Source organism: Wenyingzhuangia sp. 2_MG-2023 (assembly GCF_030548295.1).
In the GTDB taxonomy this organism is placed as follows: Bacteria; Bacteroidota; Bacteroidia; order Flavobacteriales; family Flavobacteriaceae; genus Wenyingzhuangia.
On record NZ_JAUOSB010000001.1, the window covers coordinates 308,896 to 331,925 of the forward strand.

A 23,030-nucleotide genomic window follows, 5' to 3' on the forward strand; every position below is an offset into this window, starting at 1 on the left:
CAAAAAGGGACTTTCTACAATAAAATCATGATGAAGAAAATATTAATTATACTACTATTAACTCCTCTCTTTCTTTTTGCACAAAAAGGAGGACCACGTCAACAAAGTAATAATGTTTTTCACAATCGTTCTTTTTGGGAAACAAAACCAACGGTTGAAATTGTTAAACAAAAAATAAAAGAAGGAAACGATGCTGTAAAGCAAAATAGAGGTGCTTTTGATGCTGTTAGTTTTGCAGTTATGGCAAAAGCTCCCGTAAAAACAATTGAGTATTTATTGTCTTTACCCGGAAACAACATCAACAAACCTACACACGATGGAAGAAGCTACTTAATGTGGGCTGGTTACGCTGGAGACATCGAAACTATGAAGTTGCTACTTAAAAAAGGTGCTGATACTAAAATTGTAGGAAGTCATGGTTTTAACTGGTTTACGTTTACGGTAAATGCAGGACATGAAAACACTGATATTTATGATTTAATGATTGCCAATGGCATAGATGTAAAAGAAACCAACCGAGCAGGTGCAAATGCCATTTTATTATTAGCTCCTCACGCAAAAGATATGAATATTATTGAATATTTTCAGCAAAAAGGGCTAGATAATAAAGCTACAGATAACAACGGAAACAACATTTTATTTTACGCTGCACAACGCGGAAACATTACATTGATTAAAGACCTCATCCAAAAAGGGTTTGATTATAAAAAAATCAATAAAGAAGGAGAAAACTTAGTGCTTTTTGCAAGTCATGGAGCAAGAGGCTACAACAATCCTTTAGAAGTCTATCAATATTTTGATTCTCTAGGACTAGATGCAACTTTAATCAACAAAAAAGGACAAACTGCATTACACTTTATCTCTAGAGGAACTAAAGATGTTAAAATTGTAGATTATTTTATCAAAAAAGGAACAAATGTTCTTCAAAAAGATGAACAAGGAAACACTGCTTTTTTAAATGCAGCACAAGGTGATAATTTTGAAGTATTAAAAACATTAGCTGCTTTCGTTAAAAACATCAATCAACAAAATAAAGAAGGGTATACAGCCTTAACTTTTGCAACGCAACGTATGAGTTTAAAAACATTTGATTTTTTAACTTCAAAAGGAGCTGATACATATGTAATTGATACTGATGGTAACAATCTATTTTATCACTTATTTAATGCCTACAGCAGAAGAAACAGTAACAATTTTAATGCATATGTAAATACTTTGTCTGCTGCAAATGTATCTTTTAAAAATGCTTCTAAAAATAATTCTCCATTGCACATTGCTATTGAAAAAGGAGAACCTACGTTAATTCAAAAAGCATTTGAATTAGGAGCTGATGTAAATCAAAAAAATAAAGACGGATTGACTCCCTTGCACTTGGCGGCTATGAAAGCCAAAGACAATAAAATTCTAGAATTGTTGTTAAAGAAAGGTGCTGACAAAAATACACAAACCGATTTTGAAGAAAGTGCTTACGATTTGGCAAAAGAAAACGAATTGCTAAACAAAACAGACATCACCTTTTTAAAATAACTTTAAATTAAAATTTCATGAAAGTTTCTAAATATATTCTTTCCATAGTATGCCTATCTTTAATGGCATTCTCTACTTTTAAAAACAACGAACCTACACAGAAATACAAGTGCATGGTTCAATTAAAAAACTACGAAGGTGAAGGTGCTTACGTTATTGTATCTGTAGTAGACAAAAATGATAACTATGTAAAAACTTTGCAAATTTTAGGAGATGATGACAAATGGTATCCTGATTTACCTAAATGGTGGTCTTTTTTTGAAACAATTAAACAACCCGATACCGATGCTATTACAGGGGCAACTATAGCCGGAGGAGAACGTTCTGTTTTTGTCTTTCATCTTAGTGAAAATGATCTTAACAACGGAAACAAATTAAGATTTGAAACTGCTGTAGAACATCAAGATTATCACATAAAAGATTTGGAAGTGTCTTTAAATCCTGAAAATCTTAAGAACAAATACGAAGGAACAGGTTACATTCGTTACGTAAGAATTTTACCAAACTAATTAACATATGCTTCACAAAATATGGAGATACAGTCATTTTTATCTGACTGTATCTTCTTCTTTATTTTTACTCTTAGCTTCCGTAACTGGAGCTTTTTTGGCTTTTAAGCCTATACAAGATACGCTTCAACCTTATTACATTCATCAGGCAGAAGACATTCCTTTATCTGAATTGATAAACACACTAACCCACACCTATGATGAAGTGCTGGATGTAGAAATAGATGCTGATTATTTTGTAAAAGCAACTGTGTTTAGCAGTAAAGCAGATGGCCAATTTTATATTGATCCTAAAAATGGTAACACTTTAACTAGCATTCCTAAACCCAATCCTTTTTTTGAGTTTTTAACCAATTTTCATCGTTCTTTATTTTTAAAAACTCCAGGGAGAGTTTTTGTAGGAATCACCTCTTTTTTACTTTTTTTAATTGCCATCACTGGTTTATTACTAGCTATTAAAAGACAAGGAGGAGTTGTTAAGCTTTGTTCTAAAATGATTAAAGATGGATCCATACAATACAATCACGTAGCCTTAGGTAGATTGTTGTTAATTCCCATTGTAATTATTGCTTTTACGGGAACGTATTTGTCGATGGAAAAACTGTCTTTACTTCCTAAAACCAAAGCTAAAGCTCAGCATTTTAACACCTCTAACAAAACAACACTTACTTTTGCTGAGTTTGATATTTTTAAAAACACCACACTTAAAGACATCACAAAATTAGAATTTCCTTTTTCTACCGATGAAGAAGATTATTTTATCCTAAACGTACACGATAAAGAACTTAAAATTCACCAAAAAACAGGAGCTGCTGTTCAAGAAACTCGCTATCCTTTTATTCAAATTTTATCAGCATTCAGTTTTAAATTACATACAGGAACAGGGAGTGTTCTTTGGTCTATCATTTTATTAATAAGCTCTTTAGGGGTTTTATATTTTATGTATTCTGGAGCAATCATTTCTTTTCAGAGATTGCGTTCTAAAACCAAAAATAAATTTAAAGCCTCCGAAGCAGAATACATTATTTTAATAGGGTCAGAAAATGGAAGTACCAAAAGATTAGGAAAAACATTGCAACAAGCCTTGTTAGTAGCAAATCAAAAAGTGTTTTTAGACAATTTAAACAACTACAGCCAATACTCCAATATCCAACAACTAATTATAATAACTTCTACTTACGGACAAGGAGAACCGCCAAGTAACGCCAACAATTTCTTAGAAAAATTACAACAAACAACCATTCACATACCTTTTACTTGTCATGTTATTGGACTAGGTTCTTTGTCATATCCTAAATTTTGTGAGTTTGCAAAAAAAGTTCATTCTCAAGCTTCAGCTCATCAACAGATAAATGTTCCATCCAACACTCCTTTGTTAATCCATAATCAGAATTATGATCAGTTTAAAAATTGGGCAATGGAATGGGCAAAATCTGTGAGTTTAAATATAGATCTTCCAAAAAAACTATCCGTACAAAAACAGAAGCAACTAAACTTTAAGGTTTTAGAGAAAAACAATATAAAAGATGAATATGATGAAACTTTTACGTTAACCTTAGCTCCTTCTAAAAGAACAAAATATGTACCTGGAGATTTGTTAAGCATCACCCCTCCTAATGAAGCCTCAGAACGATTGTATTCTATAGGAAAAAACGAAAAAGGAAATTTGCTATTAAGTATTAAAAAACATACGCATGGTGTTTGCTCTAATTACTTAAACAGTCTTGATGCAAACCAATATTTTAAAGGAACTATTCAACAAAACAAAGAATTTCACTTTCCTGTAAAAGCCAAACAGGTTATTTTAATTGCCAACGGAACAGGAATTGCTCCGTTTCTAGGAATGATACATCAAAAAACAAACGCAAATATTAGTTTATATTGGGGAACTAGGACTCATGCTTCAGAAAAACTATACAAACCTCTGCTTACAAAAGCCATTCAAAAAGGAACTTTACACTCTTTTAAGGTAGCCTACTCTAAAGAAATTACAGAATACAACTACGTTCAAGATTTATTGGTTAAAGATGAAAAACTAATAGCCAATCAACTAAAAAACGGAGGAGTTCTCATGCTTTGTGGTTCTTTAATCATGAGAGATGATGTATTTATTCAACTAGAAAAAATCTGCATCAAGTATAAATTACAATCCTTTGATACTTATAAAAACAACCGACAAGTGCTTACAGATTGTTATTAACTAAAATGATGACTTTAACACCACACTCACTACCCTTTACAGCATAATCTAATTATCTGAATACTCTTTTTTACGGCATATTTATTATGATTAACTCAATCTAATATTGATTATATTGATAAAATAATAACAAAAATTACATTTTGAAATTGAATCCTAAACCCTTAAATTGATAAGCTCAAAAAAGCACTTATTCATGAAGATTAAATCCTACAAACAATACAAAGACGACTACAAAGAGAGCATTCAAAATCCCGAAGTTTTTTGGGGAGAAATTGCCAGTCAATTTACTTGGCGTAAAAAATGGGACAAAGTTCTTGAAACCGATTTTACAAAGCCTGAAATAAAATGGTTTATGGGGGGTAAATTAAACATTACCGAAAATTGCTTAGACAGACACTTAGAGAAAAACGGAAACAAAACTGCTATTATTTGGGAACCTAACAATCCTAAAGAAGAATCTAGACACATTACATACAGCCAGCTATACTACAAAGTATCTGCTTTTGCCAATGTATTAAAAAACAAGGGAATTCAAAAAGGAGACCGAGTATGTTTGTACATGCCAATGATTCCTGAATTGGCTATTGCCATGTTGGCTTGTGCTAGAATTGGTGCCGTACATTCCATTGTTTTTGCTGGATTTTCAGCTTCCGCTTTGGCTAGTAGAATAAACGATTCTGAATGTAAAATGTTGATTACAGCCAATGAAGTTTATAGAGGAACCAAACCCATCAATTTAAAAGCAGTTTGTGATGAAGCTTTAGAGAAAACACCTGGCATAGAAAGTGTAATTGTATACAGAAGAACCGTAGAACCTACCGAAATGAAAGAAGGTAGAGATACGTTTTGGTTTGAGGAATTGCAAAAAATAAAAGACGATTATTGCCCTGCTGTAGACATGGACAGTGAAGATATGTTGTTTATTTTATATACCTCTGGATCTACTGGAACCCCAAAAGGAATGGTGCATACTTGTGGTGGATATATGGTAGGAAGCACTTATACTTTCCAAAATGTATTTCAAGTAAAAAACAACGATGTGTACTGGTGTACTGCCGATATTGGTTGGATTACAGGACACTCTTATATTATCTATGGTCCTTTAGCTAGTGGAGCAACCACCGTAATGTTTGAAGGTGTACCATCTTATCCTGACTACGGACGTTTTTGGGAAATTGTAGACAAATTAAAAGTAACTCATTTCTACACGGCTCCAACAGCTATTAGAGCCTTGGCTAAACAACCTTTGCATTTGGTTGAAAAACACAAATTAACTAGTTTAAAAGTATTAGGATCAGTAGGAGAACCTATCAACGAAGAAGCTTGGCACTGGTACAATGACAATATTGGAAAAGGAACTTGCCCTATTGTAGATACATGGTGGCAAACAGAAACAGGAGCTATTATGATTTCTGCAATGGCTGGAATTACCCCTTTACGACCAACTTTTGCTACACAACCCTTGCCTGGAGTTCAACCGGTATTATTAGACGAAAACGGAAAAGAAATTACAGAATCTCCTGCCGAAGGAAGTCTGGCTATTAAAGGAGCTTGGCCAAGTATGGCAAGAACTATTTACGGCAATCATCAACGCTACAAAGAAACTTATTTTTCTGCCTTTCCTGGTTATTATTTTTCTGGTGATGGGGCTTATCGTGATGCAATGGGGAACTACAGAATTACAGGTAGAATGGATGATGTAGTTATCGTTTCTGGTCACAATTTAGGAACAGCTCCTATAGAAAATGTAATTAACGAACACGAAGATATTGTAGAGTGTGCCATTGTAGGTTTCCCTCATGACATTAAAGGAAATGCATTGTATGCTTATGTAACCAAATACAATGATGTTACAACAGACGAAGATGTTTTACGAAAAGAAATCAATCAATTAATTTCCAAAACAATTGGAGCCATTGCAAAACTAGATAAAATTCAATTTGTTAGTGGATTGCCAAAAACTAGATCTGGGAAAATTATGAGAAGAATTCTAAGAAAAATAGCATCCAACGATGCAGAGAATTTAGGAGATATTTCTACTTTATTAAACCCTGAAGTGGTAGAAGAAATTAAGAAAAAAGTGATTTTATAACAATCATCCGTTTTAAAATAAAAAAATCGAGGCCATTTTAACCTCGATTTTTTTATTTAATATTTCAAAATTTACAATGTATTGATCACTTTGCGAATTGCTGTTAAATCTGTCAGTAATTTTTCTAAGTATTGAATATCTAACATGTTTGCTCCGTCAGATTTTGCGTTTGCAGGATCAAAGTGAGTTTCTATAAACAAACCATCTACTCCTGCAGCAATTCCTGCTCTAGCAATGGTTCCAATCATATCAGGTCTACCTCCTGTTACTCCGCTTGTCTGGTTGGGTTGTTGTAAAGAATGTGTAACATCTAACACTGTAGGTGCAAATTCTCTCATTTCTGGAATTCCTCTAAAATCAACAATCATGTCTTGGTATCCAAACATAGTTCCTCTATCCGTAATCCAAGCTTTTTCAGAACCTGCATCTTTTACTTTTTGAACTGCATGTTGCATGGCTCCAGGACTCATAAATTGTCCTTTTTTTAAATTCACAACTTTTCCTGTTTTAGCAGCAGCAACCACTAAATCTGTTTGGCGAACTAAAAATGCTGGAATTTGCAACACATCCACATATTCTGCAGCCATAGCAGCATCTGAAATCTCATGAATATCTGTAACCGTAGGCACATCAAATGTTTCAGAAACTTTACGTAAAATTTTCAAAGCTTTTTCATCACCAATCCCAGTAAAACTATCTATACGAGAGCGATTTGCTTTTTTAAAACTTCCTTTAAAAATATAAGGAATGTTTAATTTATCTGTAATTGTTACTACTTGTTCTGCAATTCTCAGAGCCATTTCTTCTCCTTCAATAGCACATGGTCCTGCCAATAAAAAGAAATTATCTGAATTGGCATGTTTTATTTTTGGAATAACGTTTAAGTCCATCTTTTAATTATTTCTGTGGCTCAAAGATAGTTATTCTCTTATGCTCTTCACAATTATTTTTCTTTACACATTTGATAACAAAAAAGCCTCTGAAACATCAGAGGCTTTTTACTAAAAATTGTAAAATTTAGAATTTATAACGAACACCTAAGGCAATTTCTAATGACAAATCACTATCTCCATTAATAATTCCTATTTCAGGTCTTGTATCTAACGACAACTGCAATGGAATTTCAAAATTGTACTCAATTCCAACATCACCTGCTAAATTCACAAACGATTCACTTTCATTTAAAACTTCAACAGTTCCAACTCCTGCTCCAGCTCCCGCATACCAGTTAAAACCATCGGCCAAAGAACTTAAGTCCCAAACCCATTGGTAAATACCTGATAATTTATAGGCATCTACATTGTTTTTACTTCTTAAACCCAAATCCAATTCCAATCTATTTGACTGGGACAATGCTCGTTGATAAGAAATTTCGTAACCCAAACCATCATTATCTCCTAAGCGTAAACCAAGTGCATGTTTAGACAATTCTTGAGCTTGAGTAGCAAAACCTGCTAATAAAAATCCAACTGTAAAAATTAATTTTTTCATGAGTATCTATTTTATTATGAATGCACAAAACTAAGGGATGTTTACTAATAACGCAATTTTAACCCACTTATTTCACTTGAAGACTAATCCCTTTACTGTGACTACTGAACTCTGGTGCATACATACTTTGTAATGTTGTAATTCCATTACTAAACACACCTTTATGGCTTACTCTTAAATCATATTCAAATACATACACTCCTTTTGGAATCTTATCAAAAAAGAAATGTGTAGCCGCATCTTTTGTGCTTTGATAATAACCCAAACCATCTTGCCATTTGTATGCAGACAATACTTCTACAGGTTCTAACCCTGCTGCTCTCATATCTTTCATATGAATAAATTCCATATTTCTATCCGTGTTTATTTCCAATCGAACAGTTAGTAAATCTCCAACTTTTATTAGTGTTTTTTCATCAAGTTTTTGCAATTCAGAACCTGTATCGGTATTTCTTTTCACATAAACTTCTTTCTTAATTTTTAAAGGAGTGTCTGCTCTTTTGATTTGATCCAAATCTTCAAAATATTGCCAATACAAAGCCCCCCAAGCAGCTCCTTTGTCCCTTTTTGTCAAAGTTACCGTAGCCATTTCTGAAGTAATTTCATCTGCTGTCCAATTCGTTTTAAAATATCCCGTACCAGCTTCTATATTCACCTCTTCTCTTTTTTCGGTACTCAATGGTTTTCCTCCAATTTCAACAGATACAGTTTCGTTTACAGATAACCAATCTGAACCTTGTAACAGCAATGCATATACGGCTTCGCTTGTTGCTTTGGTTGTTTTCCATTGTTGAGTTTGTTTGTTTTTTAGCAACCATTTTTTTAATTCATCAATGGTTTCTAAATCTTTATCAATCTCCGAAAAAGTTTCTATCAACAAACTTTGTGTTTCTATAGGAGCTTGGTACCAATACCAACTCGCTTTGTTTTCTTTCCAATACATTCCCATTTCCTCATTCACAATGCTATTTTCTCTCAAGGATTTCACTATGCTTTTAGCCAATTCTTCTCTCCCATTTCGATGATGAATCAAAGCCAACAATCCTTTGTTGTACAGAGAATTTTCTTTCCAAAACTCAACAGCTTGATTGTTGTAATAAGCTACAGCCTCTTTCACCTCTTTGTTTAAGCTCCTTTTTGGATTAAAACTTAGCACGTACAAATATTGCAACTCAAAACTTTGCAAATGTTTTTGCCCCAAATACGCTTGAGCCAATTTAATTCCTTCTTTTTCTGTTTTTGCATCTTTCTTAATTTTCTCTGCTGTTTCCAATAGTCTTTGATAAGCATCTGCCAATGCATCGTCTAAATACTTTTGTGCATTTTCCATCAGCTTCACAATCTTTTTATCATCTATAGACACACCCAAATGCTGTAAGTGCACAAACCCTTGCACGATGTGTTGCGTAATGTATCTGTTTGCATAATCTGAACCTTTGAACCAAGGAAAACCTCCATTAGCCATTTGCATTTTGTCTAACTTTTTAACTGCTTGCTCTAAATTTTGTTCCATTTTAGACAAATCAAACAACAACGCAATTCTTTTCTTTTGTTCAGTTTCTGATTGTGCATCTCTCAGCCAAGGAGTTTCTTGAATAATAATGGATTTTAATTCTTGATTTTTTTCTAAATTACTTATCAATGCCTCTGAATTTGCCCATTGCTGAAACACCTCTTTTATTTTAGGATTGGTAGTTACAATATGGCTAGCCAACTGATTTGCATAATACCTAGCAAAAGTTTGTTCAGCACATTCATACGGGTATTCCATCAAATAAGGCAATGCTTGCACCGCATACCAAGCAGGATTAGACGTGATTTCTAAAATCAACTGATGATTTTTTAAGGTTGCAGAAGTGTTGTTTTTCAATCTATCCAACGTAAATATTTTAGACTGACCTCCATTTACCCAAAGAGGTAACGTTTCTGTTACCAACATACGATTGGATAAAACTGGCAATACATTTTGTTCCCCATCAGAAAAGTCATTTGTTGCTGCCACTATTTTGTATTGAACTGCAGAAATGTTTTCTGGAATTTTTAAAACCCAAGAAACCAACGTATTTCCTTTTTTAGCTACTGTAAATGGTTGAGAAGCTTTGCGATTTTGCAACAAGGCATCTATGTTTTTTCCTGTCATAGGATCTGTCAATTCCAACTTAACTTTTCCTTGCTGAAATTCATCTCCCATGTTGGCTATTTTTGTACTCAAAGTAATCACATCTCCTTCTCTTAAAAATCTTGGTAAATTAGGAATTACCATCAACTGTTTTTGAGTTACAGTGGTTAGTGTTTTGACAGCGGTATTCAATTGTTTGTCATGAGCCAACAATTGCAACTTCCAACGAGTCAAATCTTCAGGCATGGTAAATTCAAAAGAAACTTCTCCTTTTTCATTGGTTTTTAATTGTGGAAAGAAAAATGCAGTTTCGTTAAAATTGGTTCTGGCTTTTACACTCCCCAAAGCTTGGTCTAATTTTTTCTGACCTGCTTTGGTAATAATCACCACAACACCATTAGCTCCTCTAGCTCCATAAATTGCTGTAGCTGCTGCATCTTTTAAAACATCAATACTTTCAATATCATTAGAATCTATCTCAGACAATGAACTTTTACCCGTTTGTGCATCCATAGGTTTTCCATCCACAATGTATAAAGGATTACCATTTCCATTTAAAGACGAAATACCTCTAATAGATATACTATCTACTCTTTCAAACATCTCTGGAGACGGAGGAGGTGGTGGTGACATATTACTTAAAGAATCAGATGTCAGCCTCGAAACAGCACCCGTAACTTCACTTTTTTTCTGAGTTCCATAACCTACCAAAACTACTGCATCTAACTCAGAAGCATCGGGACTCATTCTAACAATATAATGATTGTATTTTTTATCAACCTGAATAGAATATTCCTTATAACCAATATATTTAAATAGGAACACCTGCTTATTCTTGGCTTCTACAGTTGCAATCCCATCAAAATCAGTCGTTACATTTCCATTTTCTTTTTGAAGAGTTACTCCAATTAAAGGGTCATTTGTTTGAGCATCCAACACTGTAAACTTTACAAATCCTTTGGCAACAGAATTATCTTTTAATTTTTTACTAGATGAATTTACATATGAAATTGACCTAATATAATTTCTCTGAATCCATGTATTGTTGACAAAACTAAAGCCAAACCAATTGAATTTTTCTTCTGGAAGTTTGGTATTGTGGTAATAATAATCATTCTGATACGAATTCAAATTAAAAGACTCCACTCTAAAGCTATTGTTTGACGAAACATAATCTCTTGTTTGGTAATTAATTTTCTCTTTAGGTTGAAAACTCCAAGCATGTGGTTTGAACTGATCCAAAGAAACATCGTACATAGAAGCCAAAACTTCTGCCGCAACTTTATCTTGCTGCACTCCTTTTATCTTAAAACTCCACTTTTGATGAGCTCCAGGCTCTAACAAATCTCTAAACGTCAGAGTTTCTATGCTTAAATCTGTTGGTAAATGAGGAACAGAAACATATTCCACACCACTATCCATACTATTTAAATTCACCCAATACCATTTCACAGCAAAACCTCCTCTATCTTTTTCCGAAACTGGAATTTTAAGTGTTTTGATCTCATCATTCAAATGAATTTGGTGTTTTGAAACTATTTGATGATTTTTTTCCACCTCTATAAAAACCGTGATCTCTTTAGAAGCAGATCCTACAGAAAGGGTTACAAAATCTTTCGGTTGATAGGCATCCTTATCCATAAAAATATCAAACAATTTTTGATCAGAGACTTTTTTGGCTTTTTCATCAACCACTGTAATCACTTTTTCGTCCTTCACTTCTTGACCCCAAGAATCTTTACTTTTTGCAATGACAATGTACTTTCCTGTTTGCCATTTTTTTATTTTACCTAAAGCAATCTTTTTTGATGCTTCTGTATCAAATATTTTTTCGTAAACCAAAGCACCTTTTTTCCACTTTTCAGGACTTGAAAGATGTTCAAAATTCTCATTTGAAAACTTTTCTTCGTATTCCGTTTCAGAAATAATTGGATTGTCTGGCAAATTCCAAGCTCTTTTTCTCTGCGGAAGTTTTGGTGCTTGTAATTTGTAAATTTTCAATTCTCCTTTAACCGCTACAAACGCTCCGTTCAAGTTTTCACTTGTTAGATAAATTTCGTTGTCTTTGTCTGAAACACTTAAATTATTTTTAGTTGTTAAAGACAAATTTAACGCATGATATCCTACAGCAACTTGCGTCTCTGCACTTCTAGTTTCTCCGTTTATATCCGTAACATCTGCATAAACATGGTAATAAAACGTTGGTTGATTTACTGCATTTACCGTAGCATCTGGCACTGCTTTGAACGTAATGGTATATTTACCATCGTTGTCCGTAACTGTTTCTCCTTGTTCTATTTCTTGGCTGTTATTCTTACTAGGAATCCACCAGCACCAACGAGGATAGCGAGCTTCTCTCACCACTCTGTACACTACTTTTGCTTGCGTAATATTGCTCCCTGCCAAAGCCGTTGCTGTTCCTTTTACAGAAACACTATCATTTATTTTAAACACTCCTTTTACAGACTCAAAACTAGTTTCAAACTTAGGTCGTTTGTATTCTTCTACAAAAATAGTCCCAGAATACACATTCAGACTTTTATTACCCATAAAAACTCTAAAGCGGAAAACTCCTGTCAACCCGTTCAAAGGCAATTGAAATTTCGCTGCAGCAGTTCCAAAATCATTCAATTCTAATGGAACTTTTTGAATCTCCTGATTGTTTACATCGTAAAGTCCAACTTCTATTTCTTTGTTTTCTATAATCTCCGATTCATCTTTATTACTTTCTAGCACAATTGTTTTAAAATGTACCGTTTGACCAGGTCTGTAAATGCTTCTATCTGTAAATAAAAATGCTTTTTGAACCTTGTTATCTTCTTTATCATAACGATTCGTATCTGCAGACAAATACACATTTTTAAAAACAGCAGTGTCTTTACTTGTTGTTACGGTTGTTACTACACTAGAATAATAATGACTAGGTTTGTAGGTGAATTCTCCCAAGTCATCTGTCCTGAAATTCTTATCCAAACTTCTGTCATTTCTATAGTTCTTTTCTTTCTTAAAATTCACTTTAGCATCAGAAACTACTTGTCCGTTGTATCTATCTATTACTTGAAAATCATTTGCTCCTTTTTTTACAAACGTAAGATTGGTTACCTGAAAATCTTTATAATAAACCTCATCACTTCCTTTTATTTCACCAATCAACAGATAAGTACCTTGAGCTAATTTTGGCAAAGCTATTTCTGTTTGATGTTTTTGATGATCTTTTAAATTTGGCAATTTCACATCCCATTCTTTTCTTTTTGACAAAGAATTTAGAAAACGAATTTCTTCTTCTTTCTTTTGAAACACTTCAAGTTTTTTTAACGTTTTTTTATTTATCTTAACAATACCAAACGTTACATTTTCTACATTTTTATAAGTCAATAAAGTTTTTGAATATTGTTGAATCGGGATGTATTTTTCCAAACGACAATTCACAGATTTTTGGAGAATTTTATTTTTTAACGTGGTACATGCTTCCGCTATTGTTGCTTTTGGAAACTCTTTTACAATTTGATTGCAAATAGATAAAGATTTTTCATAATCAAATTGATGTTCCGTGTTTGACGTTGTATCATAGCTCCTTGCCAAATCAAAATAAACTTTAGCCATTTCAAAATAAATCACCGAAGAGGTTTCGTTTAACGGATAGGTATCTATTAATTTTTGTAAAAAAGCTAGCCTTACATCTGTTACATCTTCAAAAACTGCTACTTGACTTGTGTAATTCACCGCTTCTAGCAACACTTGAAAATAAGCCGTTCGATTTTTCTCTTTTTCATGAAACTGCATCAAAGATTGGTACAATTTTAACGACTGGTATTTGTTAGAGGTACTGTCTTTCGTGTTAAGTTCAATGGTTTCAAGATGTGATAAATATGCTTTGTCATCTACCAAAAAAGGTTCTTTTGGCTGAGTCAAATCACTTTGACTGTCTTCATAAAAACTCAAAGCATTGTGTGCTAAAAAATCATACAACGTAGCTCTGTATTCTGTATTTGTTTCTTTAACATCAATCAATTCTTCGTATCGTTGTTTTTTAACTTTTTGAAGGGAATCAACATCTACCAGAGACTTTTGAAAATGAAAATGAATCTCATCAGATAATCTTTTCAAATCCCACAGTCTAAAATCTTCTCCTAAATCTTTTGAATTTGTTTGAGTTCTATTTAAAATCTTCCATCTATTTTGTCTGTAATATTCCCAATATATGTTTGCCAACAAGCTATGCAATACTGCTTTGGTTGCTTTATCAGACGTACTGTTTATAGAACTTTTAAAATTCTGTACTACTTTTAATTGTGCATCCTCTTCCAAAGTCAAAGCAAACTTGCTTTGATATATCAAACATTTTATTTTCTGAACATCATTTTCATCATGCTTCGCTTTTTTGTAAATAGCATTCACTTTTTCCAAAGCAGATTTTGGTAGCAAATTTAATTCGTCTTGATATACCTTTTCCCAAAGACTTTTATAGTTTTGATTAGATCTCTGAGCAGAAGTAACTATAGAGATTAAAAGGAAAACAAGAAGGATATTTTTTTTCATTTTACAATTGTTTTTTTGTGTAACAAAATACTGATTTTAGCAGAATCTATTCAAAATAGTATGTTAAATAACTATTTTTACATTTCAAACGCATTCTTATGAACATTCACTTTATTGCTATTGGCGGAAGCGCTATGCACAACCTAGCCATTGCACTACATAAAAAAGGTTATCAGATTACTGGTAGTGACGACACCATTTTTGAACCTTCAAAATCTAGATTAGACAAACACGGACTCTTACCTTTAACCTTTGGTTGGTATCCTGAGAAAATTACTAGCAATTTGGATGCCATCATTTTAGGAATGCACGCAAAACCAAACAATCCTGAATTGCTAAAAGCACAGGAAATGGGAATGAAAATTTATTCTTATCCTGAATTTTTATACGAGCAATCTAAAGATAAAACACGTGTGGTTATTGGAGGATCTCACGGAAAAACCACTATTACATCTATGATTTTACATGTGTTGAACTACCATGATATCAATGTAGATTATATGGTAGGAGCACAATTGGAGGGATTTGACACCATGGTGCATTTGACCAAAGAGAACGAATTTATTGTTTTAGAAGGCGATGAATATTTATCTAGTCCAATAGACAGACGTCCAAAATTTCATTTGTACCAACCCAACATTGCTTTGCTAAGTGGTATTGCTTGGGATCACATCAACGTATTTCCTACTTTTGAAAACTACACAGAACAATTTTCCATTTTTACCGATTCTCTAACGCCTGGTGGAATTATGGTTTACAATGAAGAAGATATTGAAGTAAAAAAAGTGGTTGAAAACTCTGAACACACCATTAAAAAGTATCCTTATCATACTCCAAAATACACTATAGAAAACGGAATCACTTTGCTAGATACTCCCGAAGGTGATATGCCTTTAGAAATTTTTGGAAAGCACAACTTACAAAACCTAGCAGGTGCCAAATGGATTTGTCAACACATGGGCGTGGGAGAAGAAGAGTTTTACGAAGCAATTGAAAGTTTTAAAGGAGCCAGCAAACGATTGGAGAAAATTGCAGAAAACAAGATTTCAGTTATCTTTAAAGATTTTGCACACTCCCCAAGTAAAGTAGCTGCTACAACTGCTGCCGTTAAAAATCAATATAACAACAGAACTGTTTTGGCCTGTTTAGAACTGCACACCTACAGTAGTTTGAACGCTGAATTTTTAAAAGAATACGAAGGAGCACTGAACAAAGCTGACAAAGCTGTTGTGTTTTACTCTCCAAAAGCAGTAGCTATTAAACAATTAGAAGAAGTTAGCGAAGAACAAATAAAAAATGCTCTTAAAAGAGAAGATTTGATTATTTACACTAATCCAAACGATTTTAAACAATTTTTATTCTCTCAGAATTTAGAAAACTCAGCCGTGCTATTAATGAGTTCTGGAAACTATGGAGGACTGGATTTTGAAGAAGTAAAAAAGTTAATTTCTTAAATTATTCTATAATAAAAAAGACCTCTTTAAAATTAAAGAGGTCTTTTTTTATTCTATATAGATAATTATCAACTCATTTTGATGCTACTTGTTTCCATCAAAATATGAATATCTTCGTCTACAATTTCTTTTTTAGTATCTGCGTAATCCAAAAACTTAGGATAAATTTCATCCAATTCTAATTTGGTCAACTCATATCCAACTTTTTTAGCTCTGTATGCCAGTGCTGCTCTACCACTACGTGCTGTTAACACAATAGCAGATTCTGTAACACCTACATCCGCTGGATCCATAATTTCGTAAGTCTCTCTATTCTTAATCACACCATCTTGATGAATTCCTGATGAATGCGCAAACGCGTTAGAACCTACAACAGCTTTGTTTGCTTGTACAAACATTCCCATATGTTCTTGTACCATTTGAGAAGTACTGTACAATAATTTTGTATTGATACCTGTATCCAAATTCAAATCTGGATGCTGCTTCATTATCATCACCACTTCTTCTAAAGAAGTATTTCCAGCCCTTTCTCCAATACCATTAATAGTACACTCTATTTGACGAGCTCCATTAATTGCACCTTCTATAGAATTTGCTGTAGCCAAACCTAAATCGTTATGACAGTGACAAGACAATACTGCCTTTTCTATTCCTTTAACGTTTTCTTTTAAATATTTAATTTTAGCACCATACTCATGAGGCAAACAATACCCCGTAGTATCTGGAATGTTTAACACCGTTGCTCCAGCTTTTATGACAGCCTCACAAACTCTTGCTAAATATTCATTATCTGTACGTCCTGCATCTTCTGCATAAAACTCAACATCTTCTACAAATGTTTTTGCAAACTTAACTGCTGCAACTGCTCTTTCGATGATTGCATCTCTGTTAGAATTGAATTTGAATTTTATATGAGAATCTGAAGTCCCAATTCCAGTATGAATTCTTGGTCTTACTGCATATTTTAAAGCTTCAGCTGCAACCTTAATATCGTTTTCAACCGAACGAGTTAGTCCACAAACTGTCGCATTTTTAACCAATTTAGCAATAGCTTCTACCGATTTAAAATCTCCAGGACTAGACACCGGAAAACCTGCCTCAATAATGTCTACCCCTAAAATATCTAAACGCTCGGCAATGATTAATTTTTGCGCTGTATTTAGCTTACATCCAGGGACTTGCTCTCCATCTCTAAGAGTAGTATCAAATATTTGTACGTGATCCTTAGCCATTATTCTTGTATTTTAACTTAATTGAAGAAACAAAAATAAGTGTATGACCATGCCGACAAAAGACTCATTAAATTATCTTTCCTTTAGCCAAAAAGACAATATATCACAAAACACCAACAAACACTAGGTAAATTAACCTATAACTTTACGATATCCAACGCTAAAAATCTGAATATTTTTGTATTTTTGAACAACTCATTACCATGAAAAACCCATGAGAAAAGAAAAAAAAGATCCATTATTCTCTTTGATCAAGTCATTGAGCAAATCTGAAAAAAGACAATTCAAATTGTATGCTGGTAGACTGGGTGGAAATATTGAATCTAACTTTATGTCTTTGTTTGTGTTGATGGACAAAATAACGGTTTATGATGAAAAATTAATTCTGATCAAAACCGGAATTAAAAAACAACAGATTTCCAACACAAAAGCGCATTTATATCGACAAATTTTAATCAGCCTCCGTTTGAGTCCTATTCATCAGAACAGCATTACTCAGATTAGAGAACAGATAGATTTTGCCACCATATTGTATACCAAAGGTCTGTACAAACAAAGTTTACGCTTGTTAGACAAAACCAAATCTGTAGCAGTAAACAAGGAACAATACAACTTGGCTTACGAAATTATTGAACTAGAAAAAGTTATAGAATCTCAATACATTACTCGTAGTATGAGTGACCGTGCGGATACTTTGGCCATTGAAGCAAAAAACATCAACCAAAAAAACGTGGTTACCAGCAAACTGTCCAACCTTTCTTTACAGTTGTACAGTTGGTTTCTAAAACATGGTTATGCTAGAAACGACAAAGACACCCATCTTGTAGAAAAATATTACAAAGATCGTATTCCAAAATACAACTTTACAGAACTTGGTTTTACAGGTAAAATGTATCTATACCAAGCCAATTTGTGGCAAGGATTTATTACCCAAGATTTTTTGTCTTGTTATAGAAACTCACAAAAACTAGTGCAGCTTTTTCACGATATGCCAGACATGAAAAAACTACATCCTGTATTTTATTTAAAAGCCGTAAACTATTTATTAGAATCTCTATTTTATTTACAGAGAAAAGAAAAATTTCAAGAGATTTTAAATGAGTTGACGAAGGAAATTAAAGACGAAAAAAAATTCTCTTCAGAAAACACTCAAAACTTATGTTTCTTGTATTTGTACCAACACAAAATCAACTCTTTTTACCTAACTGGTGAATTTAGCAAAGGAACCGAATTTGTAGAAGAAGTATTGAGTGAACTGAACAAAACCGATAAGAAAATTGATGCTCACCACGTAATGTTATTCTATTACAAAATAGCATGTATGTACTTTGGTGCAAGTGATTATGAAAACTGCATCTACTTTTTAAATAAAATCATTAAAAACAGAGATTTAAAAATGCGTGAAGACTTACTTTGCTACACGCGTGTTCTGAATTTGGTAGCTCATTATGAATCTGGAGAAGATGAACACATTGAGGAATTGATCAAATCTACCTATAAATTTTTGTTAAAAATGGACAACCTTTATGAGGTTCAGAGAAAGATGATTAAGTTCTTAAGAAATTTAAGCAACCTGTACCCTAATCAATTGAAAAAAGCGTTTAATGAATTGTATGATGAACTTAAAGTATATGAAGATCATCCTTATGAAAAACGTTCTTTTTTATACTTAGATATTCTTTCTTGGCTAGAATCTAACATAAAAAGTGTTCCTGTAGAAGAAATTGTAAAACAAAAAATGCACCGCCTAAAACATTGAAATATCCAAACGACAGCTATTACCTCATCCAATTTCAGTATCTAGGATTTCGTTTTCATGGATGGCAAAAACAGCCCGAAGTAAAAACCATTCAAGGTACATTGGAAAAGACATTCCGATTTATTTTTAAGCACGATAATTTTAAGACACTGGCTTCCGGAAGAACTGACACCATGGTTTCTGCCAACGAAGCTCTATGCCATTTGACCACCAAAACATTTTACGAAACAGATTGGTTGTTTCATCAACTAAACAAAAACTTGCCTCAAGATATTCAAATCTTAAAAATAGAATCTGTAAGTGCCGATTTTGACATTTTACAGAACACCAAACAGAAAGAATATCATTATTTATTTTCCCATGGAGAGAAAATCCATCCTTTTTGCGCACCCTTGCTTACAGGAAAAAATCATGTTTTAGACATTGAACTAATGCAACAAGGAGCTAAATTATTTGAAGGTAAACACAATTTTAAAAAGTACACCGTACGACCTAGTGAAAACACCAAATTTGTAAGAACCGTTCTATCTTCTGAAATTTTAGAAAACACATTGTATCAAGCTAATTTTTTTCCAAAAAACAGTTTTATTTATCGAGTGAAGGGCCCTGGATTTATGCGTTATCAAATCAGAATGATGATGGGACAATTGTTTTTACTAGGCATGCACGAAACCACTTTGGAAGAAATTAAAAACTCTTTAATTTTTTGGGACACTGACCACAAGAACAAAGAAATTGCACCTGCCAGCGGATTGATTTTACACAAAAACACCTTAAAATAATTCACATTATTCACCTATTGGGTATTAACACTACTTTGCTTTAAGTAGTAATACCCATTTTCAATAACTATCAACAAATCCATTAGCTTACGCATACTTCATTTTGTATTTTAGAGAAATTTTAAAATCATATTCTAGAAATATAAAATGAAAATAACAAAACTATACAAGGAATTTTTTAATAGTGAAAAAACAAGTGGACTGATATTGATTATCTGTACCATCTTATCTTTAACAATCGCCAACTCAAATTCTGGCACAGATTACAACTCTTTTTGGAATATCCAATTTGCTGGACATAGTATTATACACTGGATTAACGATGGGCTAATGACCATTTTCTTTTTATTGATCGGTTTGGAATTAGAGCGAGAAATTTATCACGGGGAACTTTCTAACATAAAAGACGCCTTGTTGCCAATTTTTGCAGCCCTTGGTGGAATTATAATTCCCGCTGGAATTTTTATGTACTTCAACATAGGCACAACTACTCAATCTGGAGCAGGAATTCCTATGGCCACAGACATTGCTTTTGCATTAGGAATTTTATCATTACTAGGAAACAAGGTACCCACTTCTTTAAAAATATTTTTAACTGCCTTAGCTGTTATTGATGATTTAGGAGCTATTTTAATTATTGCTATTTTTTACACCAAAGCTATTTTTTGGATAAACTTATTAATTGCCTTGTCCATTTTTGGGCTCTTGCTACTACTGAACAAACTACAAGTAAAGAAGCTTTTTATCTATTTAATTGGTGGAGTTGCTATGTGGTACTTTATGCTTAATTCTGGAGTACACGCTACCATTACAGGAGTTTTATTGGCTTTTGCTATTCCTTATAAAGACGGTGGAGAAAATTCTGCTTCCTACAGATTACAACACTTTTTACACAAACCGGTAGCTTTTATTATTCTACCTGTTTTTGCACTAGCAAACACGGCTATTATTTTAGACAGTAATATTAGCGAAACACTGTCTCAAAACTCTAGTATAGGAATTGCTTTGGGATTGATTGCAGGAAAACCATTAGGTATTTTTTGTCTAAGCTTTTTAGCAGTTGCTCTAGGTTTTTGTAAACTACCAGATGATTTAAGTTGGAAATCTGTTATAGGTGTTGGTTTTTTAGGAGGTATTGGCTTTACCATGTCCATTTTTATAACCTTACTTGCTTTTGATGATCAAGAAATTATCAACAAAGCAAAATTTGTAATTCTAATATCGTCTTTAATTGCTGGACTTATTGGTTTCATCAGCTTAAAATTAATTTTAAATAAAGAATGTAAAGAACAATCCTAAGATGATAAACTTCTAAATTTATTCAGATTTGAAGTGTAAATTAGTCTTATGAAAATTCTATTGATAGAAGACGAACAAGAATTGGCTAAAAGCATTCAGAATTACCTATCTACAAATCAATTTATTTGTGAATGGGCAAAAGATAAAACCAATGCCATAGAAAAAACAATCATGTACAATTACGATTGTATTTTATTAGATTTAATGCTACCCGACGGAGATGGTTTAGAAATTTTAACTTCTTTAAAAAAACAACAAAAAACAGAAGGAGTAATTATTATTTCTGCTAAAGAAAGTTTAGGCACCAAAATAAAAGGTTTTCAACTAGGAGCAGATGATTATTTAACCAAACCTTTCCATTTATCAGAATTATTAGTTAGAATACAAGCATTAATTAGACGTAAAAGTTTTAAAGGCAACAACCTTATTACTTTTAACGAAATAGAAGTTGATGTATTTTCCAAAATCTTAAAAGTTAATAATAGTCTTATTGAAATTACCAAAAAAGAAATTGACTTACTGCTGTTTTTAATTGCCAACAACGACAAAGTTCTATCCAAAAGTGCCATTGCAGAACATCTCTCTGGCGATATGGCTGACCTGTTAGACAATCATGATTTTGTGTACACACATATTAAAAATCTAAAAAATAAATTAAAAAAACACACCACTAACAATTACATAAAATCTGTATATGGATTGGGTTATAAATGGCAAGATGACTAAAAAATTACTACATAAAACATCCAGAATACACCTGCTATTTTCTATCATTATATTGATTGTAACAGCTCCTGTTTTTTATTTTATCACCAAACAATTATATCTAGATGATGCCGACGAGACTTTAATTCTTAGAAAAAAAGAATTTTTAAAACAGTCTCATCCTCAACTAAAAAAAAGTGACATTTCTACTTGGAACAAATTTAACCGAGATGTTAAAATTATAAAAGGTAAAAACCTTAAAAAAGACAGTATTTTTAACACTTTTTATTTTGATGCTTTAGTTGATGAAAACGAACCTTACAGAGAGTTAAATGCACCTATTTTTATAGAAAGAACTCCTTATACTTTTACTAGCAGAATAGATTTAGTAGAATCCGAAGATTTAATATTGAGCATTGCCGAATTATATCTGATCCTTATTTTTCTGTTCTTAATCGGACAATACATCATCAATAAAAAGTTATCTGAAATAATTTGGAAACCTTTTTATAATACTTTAAAACAAATTGAAGCGTTTGAAATAGACAAAGCAAGCAAACCAAAATTTTTAAAAACTTCTATAGAAGAGTTTAATCGTCTAAATCAGAGCATAGAGAATTTAATTGATAAAAATCTTCGTATTTATCAACATCAAAAGGAATTTACAGAAAATGCTGCACACGAATTACAAACTCCTCTAGCTGTATTTCAAGGAAAATTAGACTTGTTAATACAACAAGAAAACATCAGCCAAGAACATTTTGAAATTTTAACCTCTTTAAACAACAGTGTTGCGCACCTAAAAAGACTCAATAAAAATTTATTACTGTTTTCTAACATTGAAAACAATACGTTTATTGATACAGAATCTTTAATCGTAAATAATTTCTTTCTTAAAAATTTAGACTTTTTTAAAGAACAAGCAAAGGCTACAAAACTAAAGTTGCATATAGATCTTTCTACAAAACTTCACGTAGTCTCAAATCCTATATTGTTAGAAATTCTCATCAATAATTTATTTCTAAATGCTATTAAACACAATATTTTTAGTGGTAGCATTCATATTTCTATTACAGAAAACTGTCTTGCTTTTACAAACACAGGTACAAACGTTGCACTAAACTCTGAAAAAATATTTTCTCGTTTTTCTAAAGCTGCAACATCCAAAAATGGAAATGGATTGGGATTGGCAATTGTAAAAAAAATTACAGACCTCAACCACTGGAAAATAACCTATTCTTACACCAACCACCACCATTGTTTTATCCTTCATTTTTAAACTCCTAAATATCTTCAAAATTGAAGATTAGGTTTGTCTT

General features: G+C 32.7%; 14 protein-coding genes. 10 read left to right on the top strand and 4 right to left on the bottom strand.

Going from position 1 to position 23,030, the window contains the following annotated elements; translation table 11 throughout:
• Positions 1-27 precede the first annotated feature (27 nt).
• From Q4548_RS01120 to acs, 4 genes are all read left to right on the top strand, one after another.
• Complete coding sequence (locus Q4548_RS01120) at positions 28-1,527, top strand: ankyrin repeat domain-containing protein (protein ID WP_303450420.1); 1,500 nt, start codon at positions 28-30, stop codon at positions 1,525-1,527.
• 17 nt (positions 1,528-1,544) lie between these two features.
• A complete protein-coding gene (locus Q4548_RS01125) occupies positions 1,545-2,036 on the top strand; it encodes a DUF2271 domain-containing protein (RefSeq protein ID WP_303450422.1) in 492 nt (163 codons plus the stop codon).
• Positions 2,037-2,043: 7 nt separating this feature from the next.
• Positions 2,044-4,236, top strand: coding sequence for a PepSY domain-containing protein (locus Q4548_RS01130; protein WP_303450425.1), 2,193 nt, complete (start codon positions 2,044-2,046; stop codon positions 4,234-4,236).
• 196 nt (positions 4,237-4,432) lie between these two features.
• Entirely contained in the window at positions 4,433-6,331 is a 1,899-nt protein-coding gene (gene acs / locus Q4548_RS01135; protein WP_303450428.1) for an acetate--CoA ligase, read from the top strand.
• A 71-nt stretch (positions 6,332-6,402) separates the two neighbouring features.
• Here the strand turns inward: acs and kdsA are convergent, their stop codons facing one another.
• The 3 genes from kdsA to Q4548_RS01150 all read right to left on the bottom strand — a co-directional run bounded on the left by kdsA (position 6,403) and on the right by Q4548_RS01150 (position 14,480).
• Positions 6,403-7,221 carry a 3-deoxy-8-phosphooctulonate synthase gene (gene kdsA / locus Q4548_RS01140; RefSeq protein WP_303450431.1) on the bottom strand — a complete coding sequence of 273 codons (819 nt, stop codon included), beginning with the start codon at positions 7,219-7,221 and terminating at the stop codon, positions 6,403-6,405.
• A gap of 127 nt (positions 7,222-7,348) precedes the next feature.
• Positions 7,349-7,822: a hypothetical protein gene (locus tag Q4548_RS01145; protein WP_303450434.1), complete on the bottom strand. Its 474-nt coding sequence runs from the start codon at positions 7,820-7,822 to the stop codon at positions 7,349-7,351.
• Positions 7,823-7,889: 67 nt separating this feature from the next.
• The gene (locus Q4548_RS01150) at positions 7,890-14,480 is read right to left on the bottom strand and encodes an alpha-2-macroglobulin (protein ID WP_303450436.1); all 6,591 of its coding nucleotides are present in this window, start codon (positions 14,478-14,480) and stop codon (positions 7,890-7,892) included.
• A gap of 98 nt (positions 14,481-14,578) precedes the next feature.
• Between Q4548_RS01150 and murC the strand changes: the two genes are divergently transcribed.
• Positions 14,579-15,934 carry a UDP-N-acetylmuramate--L-alanine ligase gene (gene murC, locus Q4548_RS01155; RefSeq protein WP_303450438.1) on the top strand — a complete coding sequence of 452 codons (1,356 nt, stop codon included), beginning with the start codon at positions 14,579-14,581 and terminating at the stop codon, positions 15,932-15,934.
• Between the two features lie 68 nt (positions 15,935-16,002).
• On the opposite strand, the gene Q4548_RS01160 is transcribed toward murC, so the two are convergent.
• The gene (locus Q4548_RS01160; RefSeq protein ID WP_303450441.1) at positions 16,003-17,166 is read right to left on the bottom strand and encodes a 2-isopropylmalate synthase; all 1,164 of its coding nucleotides are present in this window, start codon (positions 17,164-17,166) and stop codon (positions 16,003-16,005) included.
• A 214-nt stretch (positions 17,167-17,380) separates the two neighbouring features.
• On the opposite strand from Q4548_RS01160, the gene Q4548_RS01165 reads away from it, so the two are divergent.
• From Q4548_RS01165 to Q4548_RS01185, 5 genes are all read left to right on the top strand, one after another.
• Positions 17,381-18,925: a hypothetical protein gene (locus tag Q4548_RS01165; protein WP_303450443.1), complete on the top strand. Its 1,545-nt coding sequence runs from the start codon at positions 17,381-17,383 to the stop codon at positions 18,923-18,925.
• Positions 18,922-19,707, top strand: coding sequence for a tRNA pseudouridine(38-40) synthase TruA (gene truA, locus Q4548_RS01170; RefSeq protein WP_303450446.1), 786 nt, complete (start codon positions 18,922-18,924; stop codon positions 19,705-19,707). The genes Q4548_RS01165 and truA overlap by 4 nt, the downstream gene beginning before the upstream one ends.
• 147 nt (positions 19,708-19,854) lie before the next feature.
• Positions 19,855-21,006 carry a Na+/H+ antiporter NhaA gene (gene nhaA, locus Q4548_RS01175; RefSeq protein ID WP_303450448.1) on the top strand — a complete coding sequence of 384 codons (1,152 nt, stop codon included), beginning with the start codon at positions 19,855-19,857 and terminating at the stop codon, positions 21,004-21,006.
• A gap of 48 nt (positions 21,007-21,054) precedes the next feature.
• Positions 21,055-21,732: a response regulator transcription factor gene (locus Q4548_RS01180; RefSeq protein ID WP_303450450.1), complete on the top strand. Its 678-nt coding sequence runs from the start codon at positions 21,055-21,057 to the stop codon at positions 21,730-21,732.
• Positions 21,725-22,990 carry a HAMP domain-containing sensor histidine kinase gene (locus tag Q4548_RS01185; RefSeq protein ID WP_303450452.1) on the top strand — a complete coding sequence of 422 codons (1,266 nt, stop codon included), beginning with the start codon at positions 21,725-21,727 and terminating at the stop codon, positions 22,988-22,990. Before Q4548_RS01180 ends, Q4548_RS01185 begins: the two co-directional genes overlap by 8 nt.
• The last annotated feature ends 40 nt before the right edge of the window (positions 22,991-23,030 follow it).